The organism is Neobacillus piezotolerans (assembly GCF_003362805.1).
In the GTDB taxonomy this organism is placed as follows: Bacteria; Bacillota; Bacilli; order Bacillales; family Cytobacillaceae; genus Bacillus_D; species Bacillus_D piezotolerans.
Map to the genome: position 1 here is coordinate 58,567 of NZ_QNQT01000009.1, position 15,606 is coordinate 74,172.

Here is a 15,606-nt window from a genome sequence, read left to right on the forward strand (position 1 = left end):
GTGATAAATGCCATTTTACTGTTTCTGTTGCTTGCCATTTGCACTGTGACCGATGTGAGGGAGCGGAAAATATACAACAAGGTCCTGCTGCCTTTCCTGCTCGTGTCGCTCGCGGTAAATGGGGTGGCAGGCGGGCTTGAAGGATTGACGAACTCCGTGCTCGGTCTCCTCGCCGGCTTCTGCATCCTTCTTATCCCTTACTTGCTGGGGGGGATGGGAGCGGGGGACGTTAAACTCCTCGCTGTGATCGGGGCATTGATGGGAGCGAAATTCGTCGCGTTATCAGCTATTTATATGGCGCTTGTGGGTGGGGTTTTCGCATTATTCCTGATCGTGTTCCGCAAAAGCGCCAAGCAATTGCTTAAAGGCGTTTTTTATTCACTAATCGGATTGATGAACGGACTAAAAATCCCGCTGATGTACGATAACGATGCGATGAAACAGACATATCCTTATGGAGTCGCAATCGCGATTGGCGCCGCCATTCAATTTTTCCGGGCCGGGATGATTTTATGAGGAAGAGTGAATCAGGCCAATCACTCGTGGAGACAGCACTTGTCCTGCCCCTTTTATTGTTATTGGTAATCGGGATCCTGGATTTCGGCAGAGTAACATATTCGTATGCCCACCTCCACATGGCCGCTCAGGAAACAGTCCGAAAAGGCGGATTGGGGAAATCCGACACGGAAATTGCAACTTTTGCAAAAAATTATGTAAAACTTGGGGATTCAAGCAAATTAATCGTGGAAATCACCCCGCCCGGGTCATTAAGGAAATCCGGTGATTATGTGAAGGTAAAATTAAAATATCCAATTAAACTATATACCCCGTTTTTATCAAGTCTCTTTCCAGCCCCGCTTTATGCCCAGACTGATTCTACAATCCGAGTTGAGTAGGGGGGACGGAGCATGGGGAATTTTTTAAAAGAAGAAAAAGGAGTCGCCATAATCTACGTCGCGCTGTCAATGGTTGCACTGCTTTTCATCACGGGGCTCGCCCTTGACGGCGGAATGCTCTATATGACGAAAAGCAAGCTTCAAAAGGCCGCGAACGCCGCTGTACTGTCCGGCGCTCAGGAACTGAACAATTCAAATGAACAAGTTAATAAAATCGTGAATAGGATCCTCGCCGACCATGGCGAATCGGGGTCACGGGAAAGCCTGCAAATTGTGAAGGAGAAAAAAGTGCGTGTCGGCCTTCTAAAAAAGGTGAAACCGGCCTTCGTGGGATTGTTCGGGTTTGAAACAGTCGATGTCAGGGCTTCGGCGGCTGCCTCGCTCGCCCCAATGGGCAGGGCTGCTGGAGTCGCGCCGCTTGGCGTGCACGAAGATACCCCGCTAAATTATGGCGCAGTTGTAAAATTAAAAACAGATGCATCTGGATCTTCCAGCGGGGTTTTCGGCGTCCTGGCCCTAAATGGCCCAGGTGCCAAAACGTATGAAGAAAACCTTCGCTACGGGTATCAGCAGGAAATCAAGGTGGGGGAAATCATCCCAACCGAAACAGGTAATATTGCCGGTAAGACGAGAACGGTTGTTCAGGAATTGATTAATGGATGCACATCCGCTATCGGGGATTTATCCGACCGGGATTGCTCCAGGGTTATCCTCATTCCGGTTTACAAACCATATCAATTCGATTCGAATCAGTTGAAAACAATTCAAGTAACCGGGTTTGCCTATTTTTATATCACGGAACCAATGAGCAGTACTGATACATCGATCACAGGGATGTTCATCAAGTGGCCAGGAACCGGTTTTTACGAGGAAGGCAGTATTGACCGAGGCGCGTATGTTATCAGGCTGACAGAGTAGGTGGGAAAAAATGCGTTCGAAAATGGTGTTAATACTGGCCCTTGCCATGGGGATGATTACAACAGTCTTGTTCTACCAATACATGGCGAAGTTTGACAAAAAGGAAACGACTTCCGCGCCGACGATTGAAATCGTCGTCGCAAAAGAAAGAATCGAGAAGAACGAAAAAATCACGGCGGAGAAACTTGATGTCATCCAGATTCCTGAAGAAAGCGCCTTGCCACAGACGCTCTCCTCCATTTCACAGGCTGAAGGAAAGCTTGCTGACGCCATGATTGAAAAAGGCGAACCAATTCTTGGCCACAGGCTCGTTTCCCAAAAAGAAGAAACGGTGTATGTTTCCCGCAAGGTGAGGGAGGGGTACCGTGCTGTATCGGTTTCCTTTAACCTGCCCCAGTCCGTTACGAATTTAGTCGAACCTGAAGATGAGGTTGACGTGATTTTTTCAAAAGAAGATAAAAAAGCAGTCGATGTGCCCGATTTCAGGGCGAGTATTTTGCTTGAAAAAGCGAGGGTATTGGCTGTCGGCAGGAAATTCACATTTCCTGAAAATACCAAGGAACCTTATGTGGAATATACGGCTGTCACGCTTGAACTAATGCCTGCAGATGCTGTGAAGCTTGTCAAGGCATCCCAAGATGGGAGTCTTCATTTAATGCTGCGCACAAGGCCGATTATGAAGGCGGATGCGAACCCTTCGGAAGGAAATGAGAGTTAAGTGATGGAAGGTGATGGAGATGGCGGGGTTTGATGAAAAGACAACAAGAGAGGGCGGCACTCCGGAAACCCGCGGAAAAATGATTGCCGTCTGCAGCGCCAAAGGCGGGATTGGCAGGACGATCCTCTCCGTCAATCTGGCTGTCTCATTATCGAAACGAAATCACTCCGTTGCTGTTTTGGATGGCGATTTTCAGTTCGGGGATGTTTCGCTGGCAATGGATTTGCAGCACACATTCACGATAAAAGAAGCGATGGACGGAATTGGATCACTTGATGAACATCGACTTGAGGATTATTTGAGCGTCCATGGGAGTGGAGTCCGTGTCCTGCCCGCGCCGGAGCGGCCAGAATATGCCGACATCCTTACAAAAGAGGCTGTTTCCAAAATGGCGGATTTTCTATTGATGAAACATGATTTTGTCGTCTGCGATACTGGCGCTGGATTGAATGAACAGACCCTAAACCTGGTTGAGAAGGCGGATGAAATACTAGTTGTCGCAACCCTTGAGATGGCCGCGATGAAAAACACGAAGCTGCTGCTTGAAACGCTTGATATCCTCGGGCTTCGCGATAAAGTCCGTGTTGTTTTGAACCGTGCCAATATGGAAAGTGTTATTAAAGCCGAGGATGGGGCAAGGATTCTTGGGGAGGAAGCGCCCATTTACATCCCGAATGATTTTCAGACATGCTCAAGGTCCCTTAATATGGGAAGCCCATTTGTGATCGCTAATGCGAAATCGGATATCGCCAAGGCTGTTTTTAAAATGGCTGAACTAATTGCATCCAACAAGGCGGGGGAAGGGATTGGGAAAAAGAAGGAAAACCCTTTATCCCTGTTCCCCTGGAAACGTAAGAAAGGGGGAATATCAAAATGAAGCTGCTTGACCGCATCAATGAGAAAACCAAAACAGCAGAGCCAATTCCCAAACCTGCCGCGGAGCAATCCATTCCGGAAAAAGAAATGCAAAGGGCGGAAACACCTGAAATCCCAAAAGCAAAAGAAACTCCCCGTGAGCAGCATATAGAGCCGATCCGCCAAAAACAAGTTGATAAGCAGCAGGAATTGAAAAGCATCCTTCATAAAAAAATCCTCCACGAACTGAAGGATGAAGAAGTGGAAGCAATCATTCCGAAGCTGGATTCAATGGCGATGGAAGTGATCAAAGAAGATGAATCATTCCGGGGGATTGTCGATAGGAAAATCGTTGTTGCCGAACTGACCAATGATTTGACGGGATATGGCCCGATCAATCCGCTGCTCCTCGATGAAGAAGTTTCCGAGGTCATGGTCAACGGGCCGAAGCAGGTTTATTGTGAGCGGAAAGGCAAGCTTGTCTTGACGGATATAACATTCCGCGACAACGAGCATGTGATGAACGTAATCGAGAAAATCGTCGCTCCCATTGGGCGAAGGATTGATGAAAGCTCGCCGATGGTCGACGCCAGGCTGCCTGACGGGTCCAGGGTTAATGCAATTATCCCTCCACTCGCTCTGAACGGCCCGACGATAACGATAAGGAAATTTTCCAAGGATCCTTTTCAAATAGAGGATTTAATCAACTTTGGTACGGTTACGAAAGAAATGGCGGTTTTCCTTGATGCGTGCGTCAAGGCGCGGCTGAACATATTTGTCAGCGGCGGAACGGGTTCGGGAAAAACAACGACCCTGAACGTGCTTTCGAATTTCATCCCGAATGACGAACGGATTGTCACGATCGAGGATGCGGCGGAGCTTCAGCTTGGCCAGGATCATGTTGTTTCACTTGAGTCAAGGCCGCCGAATATTGAAGGGAAAGGCGCGATTACGATCCGCGACCTTGTCAGGAACTCGCTCAGGATGAGGCCGGACCGGGTCGTTATCGGCGAAGTGCGCGGAGCGGAGGCGCTGGATATGCTCCAGGCTATGAACACTGGGCATGACGGGTCGCTTGCGACGGGACACTCCAACTCTCCGAGGGATATGATCTCTAGGCTTGAAACGATGGTACTGCTTGGCGGGGTCGAGCTTCCGGTCAAAGCTATCCGCGAGCAGATTTCCGGTGCGCTTGATGTAATTATCCAGCAATCAAGGCTGAAGGATGGTTCGAGGAAAATTACGAATATTACCGAGGTCCAGGGCATGGAAGGCGATGTGATTGTCCTTCAGGATATATTTGTATATGAGCAGACAGGCGTGGATGCTTCCGGAAAATATATCGGAAAACTCGTCCCGACAGGCGTGCGCCCGAAGTTTTATGAACGGCTCGAGAATTCGGGTATCCATATTCCGCCAAGCGTGTTCATCGAAAGGGAGGGTTAACGGTGAAAGCGGTTCTTCTCCTGCTTTTTCTCTTCTCTTCCTTTCTTTTATTCTATGGGTTACTCCAGCTCTTCTTTTTTCGGAACCAAAGGATTGAAAAAAGGATGGAGAGGTATTTGTCCTCCTCAGCGGAGGTTGAAATCGGAGGCAATGACATTGACCTATTCGCAAGGTACACCGCGGCAAGGAAAAACCTGACCAAAAAGCTTCTTACAAAAAAGAAGAATAATAAACTTGAAACGATGCTCGCCAGGTCCGGGGTGCCTCTAAAGCCGGACGAGTTCATTACATTCCAATGGATCGCGGCGGGTTTATCCGGATTGCTTCTTGTCCTGTTTTTCAGCCACTGGCTATTATTTTTTCCAGGGTTTTTGATTGGGTATTTGATTCCTGGCTTTATCTTAAAAAAGAAAGAAAAAGAGCGGATTGATAAATTCAATGAAGGGCTCGCAGATATGATTACAACCATCATTGGCTCCTTGAGGGCGGGCTTCAGTTTTCCGCAGGCATTAAAATCGGTTGCCGATGAATCGGACTCTCCAATTAAAGAGGAAGTCGAATCCGTAATCAAGTCTATGCAATACGGAAGCAGCATTGAAGATGCGCTGAATGAGCTGAAGGAACGGATGCCGAGTGAAGACCTTGACTTAATGATTCAGGCCATCCTGATTCAGAGGCAGGTGGGAGGGAACCTGGCGACAGTCCTCGAGAAAATCGTTGAAACTATTCGGGACCGGACAAGGATTCAGAGGCAAATCAAAACACTCACCGCCCAGGGGAGGATGTCGGGGGTCGTCATTGCCCTTCTTCCGTTATTCCTTGGAGTGGCGCTTTATTTTATCCAGCCCGATTTTATGAAACCGATGTTTACCCATCCAATCGGAATTGGGATGATTGTGGTGGGGGCGGTATCCTGTATGATTGGTTTTCTGTTCATTAAAAAAATCACGAATATTGAGGTGTAGCAGTTGGTCTACCTCACTTTTTTCCTGGCTGCCACTTTACTGGTGTATGGGATTTTAAACGTTGGAACAAAGAAAAAGGAACATGTGGACAAGCGGGTTTCCGTTTACATCACAGGCGGGCATGATAAAAAAGATCAAATTGAGGAGAAAGGCGAACAGCTTTCCTTTTACGAGCGATTCTTTAAACCCGGCCTGAATGATTTCAAAAAAAGTTTTAAAAAGAGAATGCCTGGCGAAAAGGAAGCGAAGATTGAAAGAAAGCTGGAACGTGCCGGTTTTCCTTTCGGGATGACGCCGGTTGATTTCAGGCTTTTACAGGCGGCGACAAGCATCGTATTCCCAATCATTTTTGCCGGATACAGCATGCTGCTTGGCCTTGGTTCATCCACTGTCTTCTTTGGGGTGCTGGCAGGTATCGCCTTGGGTAATATGTTTCCTCATTTTTATTTAAAACAAAAGACGAAATACCGGGAGAAGATGGCGCTTAGGGAACTCCCTGACACGCTCGACCTTTTAACGGTAAGCCTTGAAGCGGGGCTTGGTTTCGATGCCGCGGTAAGCAAGCTTGTCTCAAAAAAGGAAGGAATCCTCGCGGAAGAGTTCCAGCGTTCGCTTGAAGAAATGAGGCTCGGCAAGCTTCGCCGGGAAGCGCTTGGCGGCGTGAGGGATCGGCTTGAAGGAGTCGATCCTGTTAAAAACTTCATAAGCAGCATCCTTCAGGCGGAAAAACTAGGAATCGGGATGGTGCAGGTCCTGCGGGCCCAATCGATTGAAGTACGTGAACAAAGAAGGCAGCGCGCGGAGGAAGCCGCCATGAAGGCGCCTATCAAAATGCTGTTCCCGCTCGTCCTGTTCATCTTCCCAAGCCTGTTCATCGTCCTCCTCGGCCCCGTTGTCATGCAATTTATTAAAGGTTTTTAAAATAGAGAATCACATCCCAAACGGTATGCCCAAGACGGAAACCAGCCCCAACGGCATTTTGAAAAAATAAAAGATTTGAAAACCTTCCTCTTAAAACGGAAGGTTTTTTTCGATATACTAAAGAAAATGCCATTTTAAGGAGCGCTAACTGTATGAAACTAGCAACTGTCCTGCATGATGAAGAAACGATTCCAGTTCTCGTAAACAAGGACGGACAAACCTTTCTGCCACTGAAAGCCGCGTCTGAAAAACGTTCGGGTGAAGGAGATAGAATCCCGGAAACGGTCCTAGGAATTATCCAGGGAGGTGAGTCGGTTAACGGATACATACAGGAACTTTTGAGTTGGGCTACTGAAGACGGCGATGGCCAAACCATGTGGCTACCTCTGAAGGAAGCGAAACTTTTGGCCCCGATTCCGCGGCCATTAAAGAATGTTTTTTGTGTGGGGAAAAACTATGCCGACCACGCGATTGAAATGGGCGGCCCCGAGGATATCCCTGAGCACATCATGGTCTTCACGAAGCCTCCAACGGCGGTGATTGCTGATAGGGAGGAAATTCCTGTGCATCGTGGCATTACAGAACAACTTGATTATGAAGGCGAACTGGCGATCATCATCGGAAAAACGGGAAAGGCGATTCCCAAAACGGAAGCTCTTGATTATGTGTACGGCTATACAATTGTAAATGATGTCACTGCAAGGGATCTTCAAAAGCGCCACAAACAGTTCTTTATCGGCAAAAGCCTTGATGGCACCTGCCCAATGGGTCCATGGATTGTGACGGCGGATGAGGTCGGTGATGCCGGGAACCTGAATATACGGACCACTGTGAACGGGGAAGTAAGGCAGGATTCCAATACGAAGCATTTTATTTTTTCGATAGAACAAATTATCGAGGATCTATCAAAAGGAATGACCCTCGAGCCGGGGGATATCATTGCGACAGGTACGCCTGCCGGGGTCGGAAAAGGGTTTAATCCTCCTAAATTTCTAAAACCCGGGGACACCATTGAAATCGAAGTTGAGAAAATCGGCGCGCTCCGGAATACTATCTCGGAATAGCCATGGGTTTCCACTTTTGCCATCATATATTTAGGATTTTCATAGCGGCTATGGTATGATAATAGCGAAAATCTTAAAGGAGGCAAAGTTGATGCCACACGCCCATATTACAACCTGGGTATTAGGCGCGATTTTATTTTTCGTCGCCCTATCCATGTACAAAGGCGGGAACCAAAAAGGCGCGAAAATTACCCATATGATTTTAAGGGTTTTTTACCTGTTAATATTGGCAACCGGCTTTATAATGCTATTCTCACTTAGTAAAATTAGTTTGCTTTATGTTTTAAAAGCGGCGGTAGGCCTTTGGATCATCGCCATTATGGAATTTCTTCTGATGAAGACCGGCAAAAGGGAACCGAGGAAAGTCCTCTGGATTCAACTCATTATTGCTTTCATTCTTGTCCTGCTCCTTGGCTTTAGCCTTCCATTGGGGTTTGACTGGTTTTAAAAAGCTGCCATTTGGCAGCTTTTTTAAATAAAGCGGAATGAAGCAGGAGGGGGCCAATGCTTCAGGAACAGGACCACGGCCGCCTTGGTCTTGGCATCTATTCGAAAAACGATTTTCCGCTAAGAGGAGGCAAGTTTCTCGATGATGAGCCTTTTCCCGGTATTCAAAGTAAATTCAAACCGGTCGCTTTCTTTTTCGTAATAGCAAAAATGGTGCTGCACACCGCAAATTTCTTCCTGATTGTCGAAAATCATAAAGTTAACACCGCTTTTCGGGGACTGTTCACCCAGGAAATTAAGGTGGTTGTAGCAATAAAGGCAATCGTATATTGAAAATCCAAGTGAATTCAGCGTTGTGACAAATTGGAAAAAGGCGTCATGATGGATTCGCTCCAAAAGCCTCTCAAGAGAATAAACGAGATGCTTCCTTACCCTTACCCGGTCATTGTCTTTGAGGAACAGGCAATCATCCCCGAAGGAAATCTTCCCCGCTTCGACGAGAATTCCCTTCCTCCAGCGATTCAGCCGGAATAGTTCAATCTCCTGAAGAAGATGCTCCTCAAGCAACGAAGCCTCATCCGTTTCTTTGTCAAAAAATACCCATTGTTCATTAATAAGTTCGATCGATCCTTCCGTATAGGCCCTTGCCTGGGCTTCATACATTTTGTCGCGTTGCTGTCGATTCATCACTTTACCTCCGTGAACGGTGCTACTTCTTTTTTTGACATAAACCTATGGATTTATAACCGCCCGTAAAAAATCAGGAAATCGGGAATCCCTGGAAAAGGAAAAACAACATCCTGTCAATCATGGAGGGGTGGATTAGGGCAGTGCCATGTGCGATCATAGAAAAGCACTTCGTACTATTCTATTCATCCGCCGGACAATCAGATACAGGGCGAAAACCGCAATTTTAACATTGCCGGAAAAATAAAAAACCAGCCTGTGCGGCTGGCCTCTTCCTTAGTTGCTGTTTTCCATTTCGATTATCACGATACCGTTTCCGGATAGGTTTATGGTCATTTCACCGGATTGCGATCCCTGGACTCTCTGCCCAGTGAATAAATCAATGGCGCTGGAAGCAGTATATTCCGCCGGAAGCCGGTATACTGTGGACTGGCTGGAGGTATTTAAAACAATCACGATTGTTATATCGCCTTCCGACCTGGCATACGCAAGGCAGTGATTTTTTTCGCCGGATGGAAGGAAGAACAGCTCTCCGCTATTCGCAAGGATTGGCCTCTCTTTACGCAAGGCGATTAGCTTTTTAATGTGTTCCGCCAAATCGCGGTTTTGCAGGCCCGGGTTCCATTCCATGCATTTTCGGCAGCCTGGGTCAAGTTCTCCGTCCAGCCCGATTTCATCACCATAATATATGCAAGGCGTCCCAGTGAACGTCAGCATCAAAGTGAAGATTTGTTTCACTTTATGAATATCCCCGCCACATTCGGTCAGAATCCTCGGTGTATCGTGGCTTCCCACCAAATTGAAGGAGACGGCGTTCACATTTGCCGGATACATGTGAAGGACCCTGGTCATATCTTCAGCGAAGGTTTTGGGAGTTATCGTTCCTTTTGCGAAAAGGTTCAGGACATTCGTTGTAAAAGGATAATTCATGACCGCGTCGAATTGGTCGCCCCGCAGCCATGGCATGGAATCGTGCCAGATTTCACCCAGTATATATAAATCCGGTTTTATCGCTTTTAGTTCAGCGTGGAACCTGCGCCAAAAAGCGGGGCTTACTTCGTTGGCGACGTCAAGCCTCCAGCCGTCAATATCGAATTCTTCCAGCCAGTAGCGCCCTACCTTTATCAAAAAATCAGCGACCTCGGGGTGGTCGGTGTTGAGCTTTGGCATTGAAGGGAAAAATCCGAACGTATCATAGTTTGGCTTAGGTTCCGTTACAACGGGAAAATTCCAAATATGGAACCAGTCTTTATAAATTGATTGCTCGCCTTTTTCCAATACATCCTGAAACTGTGGAAAGTAATATCCGCTATGATTGAATACAGCATCAAGCATAACCCGTATCCCGTTCTTATGGCACGTTTCCACAAGTTCCTTCAATGTTTCTTTCGTACCAAATGAAGGGTCGATTTCAAAATAGTCGATGGTGTCGTATTTATGGTTCGAATACGCTTTAAAAATAGGTGTCAGGTAGATTCCGTTGATGCCGAGGTCCTTCAAGTAATCAATATTTTCTATAATGCCCCGCAGATCCCCGCCAAAAAAATTATCAACCTCTGGGTCAGCGCTTCCCCATTCTAGCGTTCCATCCGGGTCGTTGGTTTTATCGCCATTGGCGAAACGTTCAGGGAAAATCTGGTACCAGATTGTATCCTTCACCCAGCCGGGAGGTTTGAACACTGCTGATGAGTGAACATAAGGAATGGCAAAATAAAATGCAACGTTTTCCGGTGCCTCATCAGCGTATCCTTGCTCCCCATATACAAACGTTTCACGCCCATCGCTCAGTTTGAATCCGTAGCGGAGCCTTCTGTAGGGAGGTGAAACCACCGCGGACCAATAGTCGAATAAGGTATCCGTCCCAGTTTTTTTCATCCCTGTTTCCGTATACTGCCAGGCGCCATCTTCAATTGCATAGGGGTCGCCATGCAAGAGAAGGACAGAAGTGGCATCCTCCTTCTTCGTTCGAATCCGGATATGTAGTTCCTCCTTTCCGGATGGATACGCAAAGTGGTCCGTCGGGCGATGGAAAATGGCTTCTTTTAACATCCTGTCAGCTCCCCATTAGATTCTTGGTACGTAATGAGTAGTTACCCACATGCAGAAAAGTCAAACTATTCCAAATGGCCTTCTGAAAAAGAGGACATATGGTACAATACTATGTGGACATAGAAAGGATAATAAAATGGCGGGAATGGTTGCCTGCCAATAGGGGGATGGATCGGCATGAAGGCCAGACTGGCGGCATGCTTCCTGGTTTCTCTCCTTCTTTTCGGCGTATTGCCTGTGCACGCGATTGAAAAGGATGGACGGAAATGGCAGGACGAAACGATATACTTTTTAATGGTTGACCGCTTCAACAACGGCAGCCAGCTGAATGATAAAAATGTGAACGCGAAAGATTCATTGGCATACAATGGCGGCGACTTCCTGGGAATCATCGACCGGCTGGACCACATTAAGGATATGGGCTTTTCGTCCATTATGCTGACACCGGTTTTCGATAATGTGGAAGGAGGCTACCACGGGTATTGGGTGAACGATTTTTATAAAACGGAAGAGCACTTCGGGACGCTGAAGGAGTTTAAAAAGCTTGTCAAGAAAGCCCATGAGTCGGGGCTGAAGGTGCTGATCGACTTCCCGGCCAATAGCGCAGGCCCTGACAGCAAGCTCATGAAAGAAAAAGGGCCGGAATGGTTCCATGAGGAAAGTGCTGTGGTGGGGCTGGACAAGGACGCACGGCTGAATGGCTGGGTTGATGGTCTTCCTGATTTCAACCATGAAAATCCGGAGGTTCGAGCCTACCTCATTGATGCGGCGAAATGGTGGGTCAAGGAAACCGATATTGACGGTTACCGCCTTGATTCTGCTGAACATGTGCCTGCAAGCTTCTGGAAGGAATTTTCCGGAGCAGTGAAAGCTGAAAAGGACGGTTTCTATTTGATTGGGGACCTTGGCCCGGAAAGCCGCAACCTTTACGGAGAATACAAGGATGCTGGGTTTGATACCTTTTACGATTACCCGCTTTTGGATGAACTTCGCAAAGGACTTGTGAAGCCAGACAGAAGTTTTTCAGGGGTTTTGGAAAACTGGGGGGAAAATATGGGCATAGTGGAAAACCCGCATGAAATGGCTGTTTTTTTTGACGACCACAAAATGGCCCGGTTTACGAGGGAAATGGTCAATGTGAAGCAGTTCCCCGGCAGCCAGTGGAAGCAGGCGCTTGCGTATATGTACACAACGCCTGGAATCCCGGTTGTCTATTACGGAACGGAAATTGCGGTTGATGGCGGCGATGCTCCGGATAACAGCCGGCTGATGAATTTTAGGGCCGATAAAGAGCTGATCGACCATATCACCAAGCTAAGCGAGCTGAGGCAGAAGCTGCCATCCCTGACAAGGGGAACGATGGAGAAGCTTTACGAAAAGGATGGGATGGCCGTCTTCAAGCGCGTCTATAAGGGAGAAACAGCTATTATTGCCATCAACAATACGAGCGAGACCCAATATGTCAACTTGTCTCCCGAACAGGTAGACCCCGATGGGAACGAACTCAGAGGGCTTTTGATTGACGAAAAAGCTGAAGGGAAAAAGGATGGATTTACAATTGTCCTTGACCGGGACGAAAGTGAAATATTTGTCCTCGCTGAAAAAATGGGGTTGAACTACCCTTTCATTGCGGCAATAGCGGCAATTTGGATATTCTTCATCTGGTTTTTCATTTTCCTTGCGAAGCGCGGGAAAAAGCAAAACCCTAAGGTATAATGTAATTACAATCAAAAGCCGGACCCGGTTTGAAATTAGGGCCCGGCTTTTATTTTCGGATGCCTGCAGTGCTACAGGCTGAATGAGGAGCAGGAATGAATTCCAGCCCCTGATTATTTTTTGGCCTGGCATTGGCCTCTGCCAGTTCTCCGTTAATTATCCGTTTACGATTTTACCGCCATTCACATGGATCATTTGGCCGCTGACGAAGGAAGACTCATCGGAAGCAAGGAAGACGTAAGCCGGCGCGAGTTCGAATGGCTGGCCGGCGCGTCCCATCGGCGTATCGGTACCGAATTTTTCAACCTTTTCGGCTTCAAATGTCGATGGAATAAGCGGCGTCCAAATCGGGCCTGGCGCAACCCCATTTACCCGGATGCCATCCTTGGCGAGCGACATCGACAGCGAACGGGTGAAAGAGACGATTGCTCCCTTCGTAGCCGAATAATCGATTAACGTTTCATTCCCGGCATAAGCTGTTATCGAAGCCGTGTTAATAATCGACGCGCCTTTTTTCAAATGGGGAAGTGCGGCTTTTGTTAAATGGAACATCGAGAAGATATTCGTGCGGAACGTCTTCTCTAGCTGTTCGGTACTGATATCAAGTAAGCTTTTTTGCGGATGCTGCTCCCCGGCATTGTTGACGAGAACATCGAGTTTCCCGAGCTTTTCAATCGTTTTTTCAATGGCGGATTTGCAAAACGCCTCGTCGCCGACATCGCCTGGGATCAGCAGGCATTTCCTGCCTTCATCCTCGATTTGCCTCCTCGTATCGTCCGCATCGGAATCCTCATCAAGGTAGACGATTGCCACATCGGCCCCTTCCTTCGCGAAGTAAATGGCCGCGGCCTTGCCGATTCCGCTGTCTCCTCCAGTAATCAAAGCTACCTTATTGGAGAGCCTGCCGCTGCCTTTATAATTGGGGTCCACATGAATCGGTTCAGGATTCATTTTGTTTGTGAGCCCGGGCTTTTCCTCCTGATGCTGCGGCGGGAAACCACCCTTTGGCAATTTCTTTTCGTCCATGTTACCTGCCTCCTTTGTTTTAGTCCTACTCCACATAATTCCTTCTTTTGGACAGAAACTAACATGGGAAAATATAGTAGGGTGATTAAGGAGGCGTGGGGCTTGGTTATGGCGAGTTTTCGAGAATGGCGGACAGTTGACGGATTTTGGGCGTGAAAACAGTTTTGGAGGATTTTTAGGAGTGAAAGTGTCTTCATCGGGGTTATGAAGACAGTTTTGAAGGATTATCGTGGTTGGAAGTGTTTTCATCGAAGTTATGAAGACAGTTTAGGCCCGTTGTCCAAACCAAAACTGTCTTCATACATGTAATTTGATGCACTTTTAAAAAAGCTTAGCGGTAGTTCATGAATTGGACGTCGACAGTTAAGTCTGCTTCCTTTACCGCGGAAATGATGCGCTGCAGGTCATCGCGGCTTTTGGCGGTGACGCGGATTTGGTCATCCTGAATCTGGCTTTTCACTTTCAAGCCGCTGTTTTTAATGATGGTGTTGATTTTCTTGGCATTTTCCTTGTCAATTCCCTGGACGAGCTTCGCGCGCTGGCGGACGGTCCCGCCGGATGCGCCTTCCATTTTGCCATAGTCCAAATTCTTGACCGGGACGCCGCGCTTGATCAATTTTCCAAAAAGGACATCCTTCAGCTGTCCCAGCTTGTATTCGTCGTCTGACACAAGGACAAGCTCTTCCTTATCAAGGGTCACCTGGCTTTTCGATCCTTTAAAATCGTAGCGGGTCTGAATCTCTTTCATTGTTGCCGTAACGGCGTTTGTGACTTCTGAAAAATCGACTTTGGATACAATATCGAATGAGCTATCTTTTGACATAGGGAACCTCCCGAACAGTTTTTCATTATTGCTTCCATTATAGTAGAATATAGAAAGCGAAACAACAGATGGCAGCGGTGAGCCATTCTGGAAAAATGCAGCTTATTAAGGAGGGCGTTTTTAGCGCCCAATTCATGATATGGACGGAGGAAGAAAAAAGTGGCATTACTTGAACTAGCAGGGCAGAAGGTTACATTGGAAGTTGCCCGGAAGGCTGCGTATGGCTATTTTTTAACAGATGGCGAGGAAGATGTGCTCCTTCACAGCAATGAAGCTGCAGCAGAGTACGAGGAAGGGGAAAAGGTCGAGGTATTCCTTTATCCAGACGCGCATGGCCGCGTTGCAGCGACATCAAAAATGCCGACGATTACCGCTGGTGAATACGCCTGGCTGAAAGTCGTTGATACAAAGGCCGGGGTGGGAGTGTTCCTGGATATCGGCATCCAGAAGGACATCCTGCTTGGCGAGGAGGATTTGCCGGTACATAAGGAGATATGGCCGACAGTCGGCGATATGGTGTACGCGACGATCCGGGTGAACCGGCAGTACCGCCTTTACGCAAAACTTGCGACTGATCCGGTAATCCAGTCGATCTCGACAAAAGCAACGAGGAAGGACTTTAACAAAAATGTCCAGGGGCCTATTTACCGGACAGCTAAGGTGGGGAGCTGGATTTACACGCTGGAGGGATTCCGCGGCTTCATCCATGAATCACAGCGGGCGGAAGAGCCTCGCCTTGGACAAAAGGTCGAGGGGCGGATCATCGATGTGAAAGAGGATGGAACGGTAAATGTTTCGCTTCTTGCGAGGAAACAGGATGCAGTCGAGGAGGATGCCGCTTCCATCTACGACTACCTGCTTTCCCGGAACGGTGCGATGCCATATAGCGACAAGAGCATGCCCGAGGATATCCAGGAGCGGTTCGGCCTCAGCAAGGGAGCATTCAAACGGGCCATCGGCAAGCTGATGAAGGATGGGAAAGTGTACCAGGAAGGCACTTGGACGTATAAAAAGGAAGAGTAGTCACTCGTGGCTGGAGCGCGATGAAACCCCAGCGTTGTAAAAAAAGGCCCTG

17 protein-coding genes are annotated in these 15,606 nt (G+C 47.8%); 12 read left to right on the plus strand and 5 right to left on the minus strand.

Annotated features, from left to right (window positions below; all coding sequences use genetic code 11):
- The 8 genes from DRW41_RS17480 to DRW41_RS17515 are packed head-to-tail and all read left to right on the plus strand — an operon-like array spanning window position 1 to window position 6,719.
- Window positions 1-516 (plus strand): A24 family peptidase, encoded by a 516-nt coding sequence (locus DRW41_RS17480; protein ID WP_115453430.1) that lies wholly within the window; start codon window positions 1-3, stop codon window positions 514-516.
- Complete coding sequence (locus DRW41_RS17485) at window positions 513-896, plus strand: TadE/TadG family type IV pilus assembly protein (protein WP_115453314.1); 384 nt, start codon at window positions 513-515, stop codon at window positions 894-896. Before DRW41_RS17480 ends, DRW41_RS17485 begins: the two co-directional genes overlap by 4 nt.
- A 12-nt stretch (window positions 897-908) precedes the next feature.
- Entirely contained in the window at window positions 909-1,814 is a 906-nt protein-coding gene (locus DRW41_RS17490) for a pilus assembly protein TadG-related protein (protein ID WP_115453315.1), read from the plus strand.
- Window positions 1,815-1,824: 10 nt separating this feature from the next.
- Window positions 1,825-2,532 carry a Flp pilus assembly protein CpaB gene (gene cpaB / locus DRW41_RS17495; protein WP_115453316.1) on the plus strand — a complete coding sequence of 236 codons (708 nt, stop codon included), beginning with the start codon at window positions 1,825-1,827 and terminating at the stop codon, window positions 2,530-2,532.
- A 19-nt stretch (window positions 2,533-2,551) separates the two neighbouring features.
- Window positions 2,552-3,409: a CpaE/TadZ family protein gene (locus tag DRW41_RS17500; RefSeq protein ID WP_115453317.1), complete on the plus strand. Its 858-nt coding sequence runs from the start codon at window positions 2,552-2,554 to the stop codon at window positions 3,407-3,409.
- Window positions 3,406-4,833 carry a TadA family conjugal transfer-associated ATPase gene (locus DRW41_RS17505; RefSeq protein WP_115453318.1) on the plus strand — a complete coding sequence of 476 codons (1,428 nt, stop codon included), beginning with the start codon at window positions 3,406-3,408 and terminating at the stop codon, window positions 4,831-4,833. The genes DRW41_RS17500 and DRW41_RS17505 overlap by 4 nt, the downstream gene beginning before the upstream one ends.
- Before the next feature lie 2 nt (window positions 4,834-4,835).
- The gene (locus tag DRW41_RS17510; RefSeq protein WP_115453319.1) at window positions 4,836-5,798 is read left to right on the plus strand and encodes a type II secretion system F family protein; all 963 of its coding nucleotides are present in this window, start codon (window positions 4,836-4,838) and stop codon (window positions 5,796-5,798) included.
- 3 nt (window positions 5,799-5,801) lie between these two features.
- Window positions 5,802-6,719, plus strand: a complete 918-nt coding sequence (locus tag DRW41_RS17515) for a type II secretion system F family protein (RefSeq protein ID WP_115453320.1) — start codon at window positions 5,802-5,804, stop codon at window positions 6,717-6,719.
- Here the strand turns inward: DRW41_RS17515 and DRW41_RS23110 are convergent.
- Window positions 6,706-6,852, minus strand: coding sequence for a hypothetical protein (locus tag DRW41_RS23110; protein WP_181884623.1), 147 nt, complete (start codon window positions 6,850-6,852; stop codon window positions 6,706-6,708). The two genes, DRW41_RS17515 and DRW41_RS23110, sit on opposite strands and share 14 nt — an antisense overlap.
- 19 nt (window positions 6,853-6,871) lie before the next feature.
- On the opposite strand from DRW41_RS23110, the gene DRW41_RS17520 reads away from it, so the two are divergent.
- Both DRW41_RS17520 and DRW41_RS17525 read left to right on the plus strand, forming a co-directional pair.
- A complete protein-coding gene (locus tag DRW41_RS17520; protein ID WP_115453321.1) occupies window positions 6,872-7,783 on the plus strand; it encodes a fumarylacetoacetate hydrolase family protein in 912 nt (303 codons plus the stop codon).
- A gap of 91 nt (window positions 7,784-7,874) precedes the next feature.
- Entirely contained in the window at window positions 7,875-8,231 is a 357-nt protein-coding gene (locus tag DRW41_RS17525) for a YisL family protein (protein ID WP_115453322.1), read from the plus strand.
- Between the two features lie 119 nt (window positions 8,232-8,350).
- Here the strand turns inward: DRW41_RS17525 and DRW41_RS17530 are convergent, their stop codons facing one another.
- Window positions 8,351-8,917, minus strand: a complete 567-nt coding sequence (locus DRW41_RS17530; RefSeq protein WP_115453323.1) for a DUF2777 domain-containing protein — start codon at window positions 8,915-8,917, stop codon at window positions 8,351-8,353.
- 276 nt (window positions 8,918-9,193) lie between these two features.
- A complete protein-coding gene (locus tag DRW41_RS17535; RefSeq protein ID WP_115453324.1) occupies window positions 9,194-10,966 on the minus strand; it encodes an alpha-glycosidase in 1,773 nt (590 codons plus the stop codon).
- A 177-nt stretch (window positions 10,967-11,143) separates the two neighbouring features.
- On the opposite strand from DRW41_RS17535, the gene DRW41_RS17540 reads away from it, so the two are divergent.
- Complete coding sequence (locus tag DRW41_RS17540) at window positions 11,144-12,682, plus strand: alpha-amylase family glycosyl hydrolase (RefSeq protein WP_115453325.1); 1,539 nt, start codon at window positions 11,144-11,146, stop codon at window positions 12,680-12,682.
- Between the two features lie 156 nt (window positions 12,683-12,838).
- On the opposite strand, the gene DRW41_RS17545 is transcribed toward DRW41_RS17540, so the two are convergent.
- Together DRW41_RS17545 and DRW41_RS17550 are read right to left on the minus strand one after the other, a co-directional pair.
- The gene (locus DRW41_RS17545) at window positions 12,839-13,708 is read right to left on the minus strand and encodes an SDR family oxidoreductase (RefSeq protein ID WP_115453326.1); all 870 of its coding nucleotides are present in this window, start codon (window positions 13,706-13,708) and stop codon (window positions 12,839-12,841) included.
- Between the two features lie 331 nt (window positions 13,709-14,039).
- A complete protein-coding gene (locus DRW41_RS17550) occupies window positions 14,040-14,531 on the minus strand; it encodes a YajQ family cyclic di-GMP-binding protein (RefSeq protein WP_115453327.1) in 492 nt (163 codons plus the stop codon).
- Between the two features lie 159 nt (window positions 14,532-14,690).
- On the opposite strand from DRW41_RS17550, the gene DRW41_RS17555 reads away from it, so the two are divergent.
- On the plus strand, window positions 14,691-15,554 hold the full coding sequence (locus DRW41_RS17555) for a CvfB family protein (protein WP_115453328.1): 864 nt from the start codon (window positions 14,691-14,693) through the stop codon (window positions 15,552-15,554).
- Window positions 15,555-15,606 lie beyond the last annotated feature (52 nt).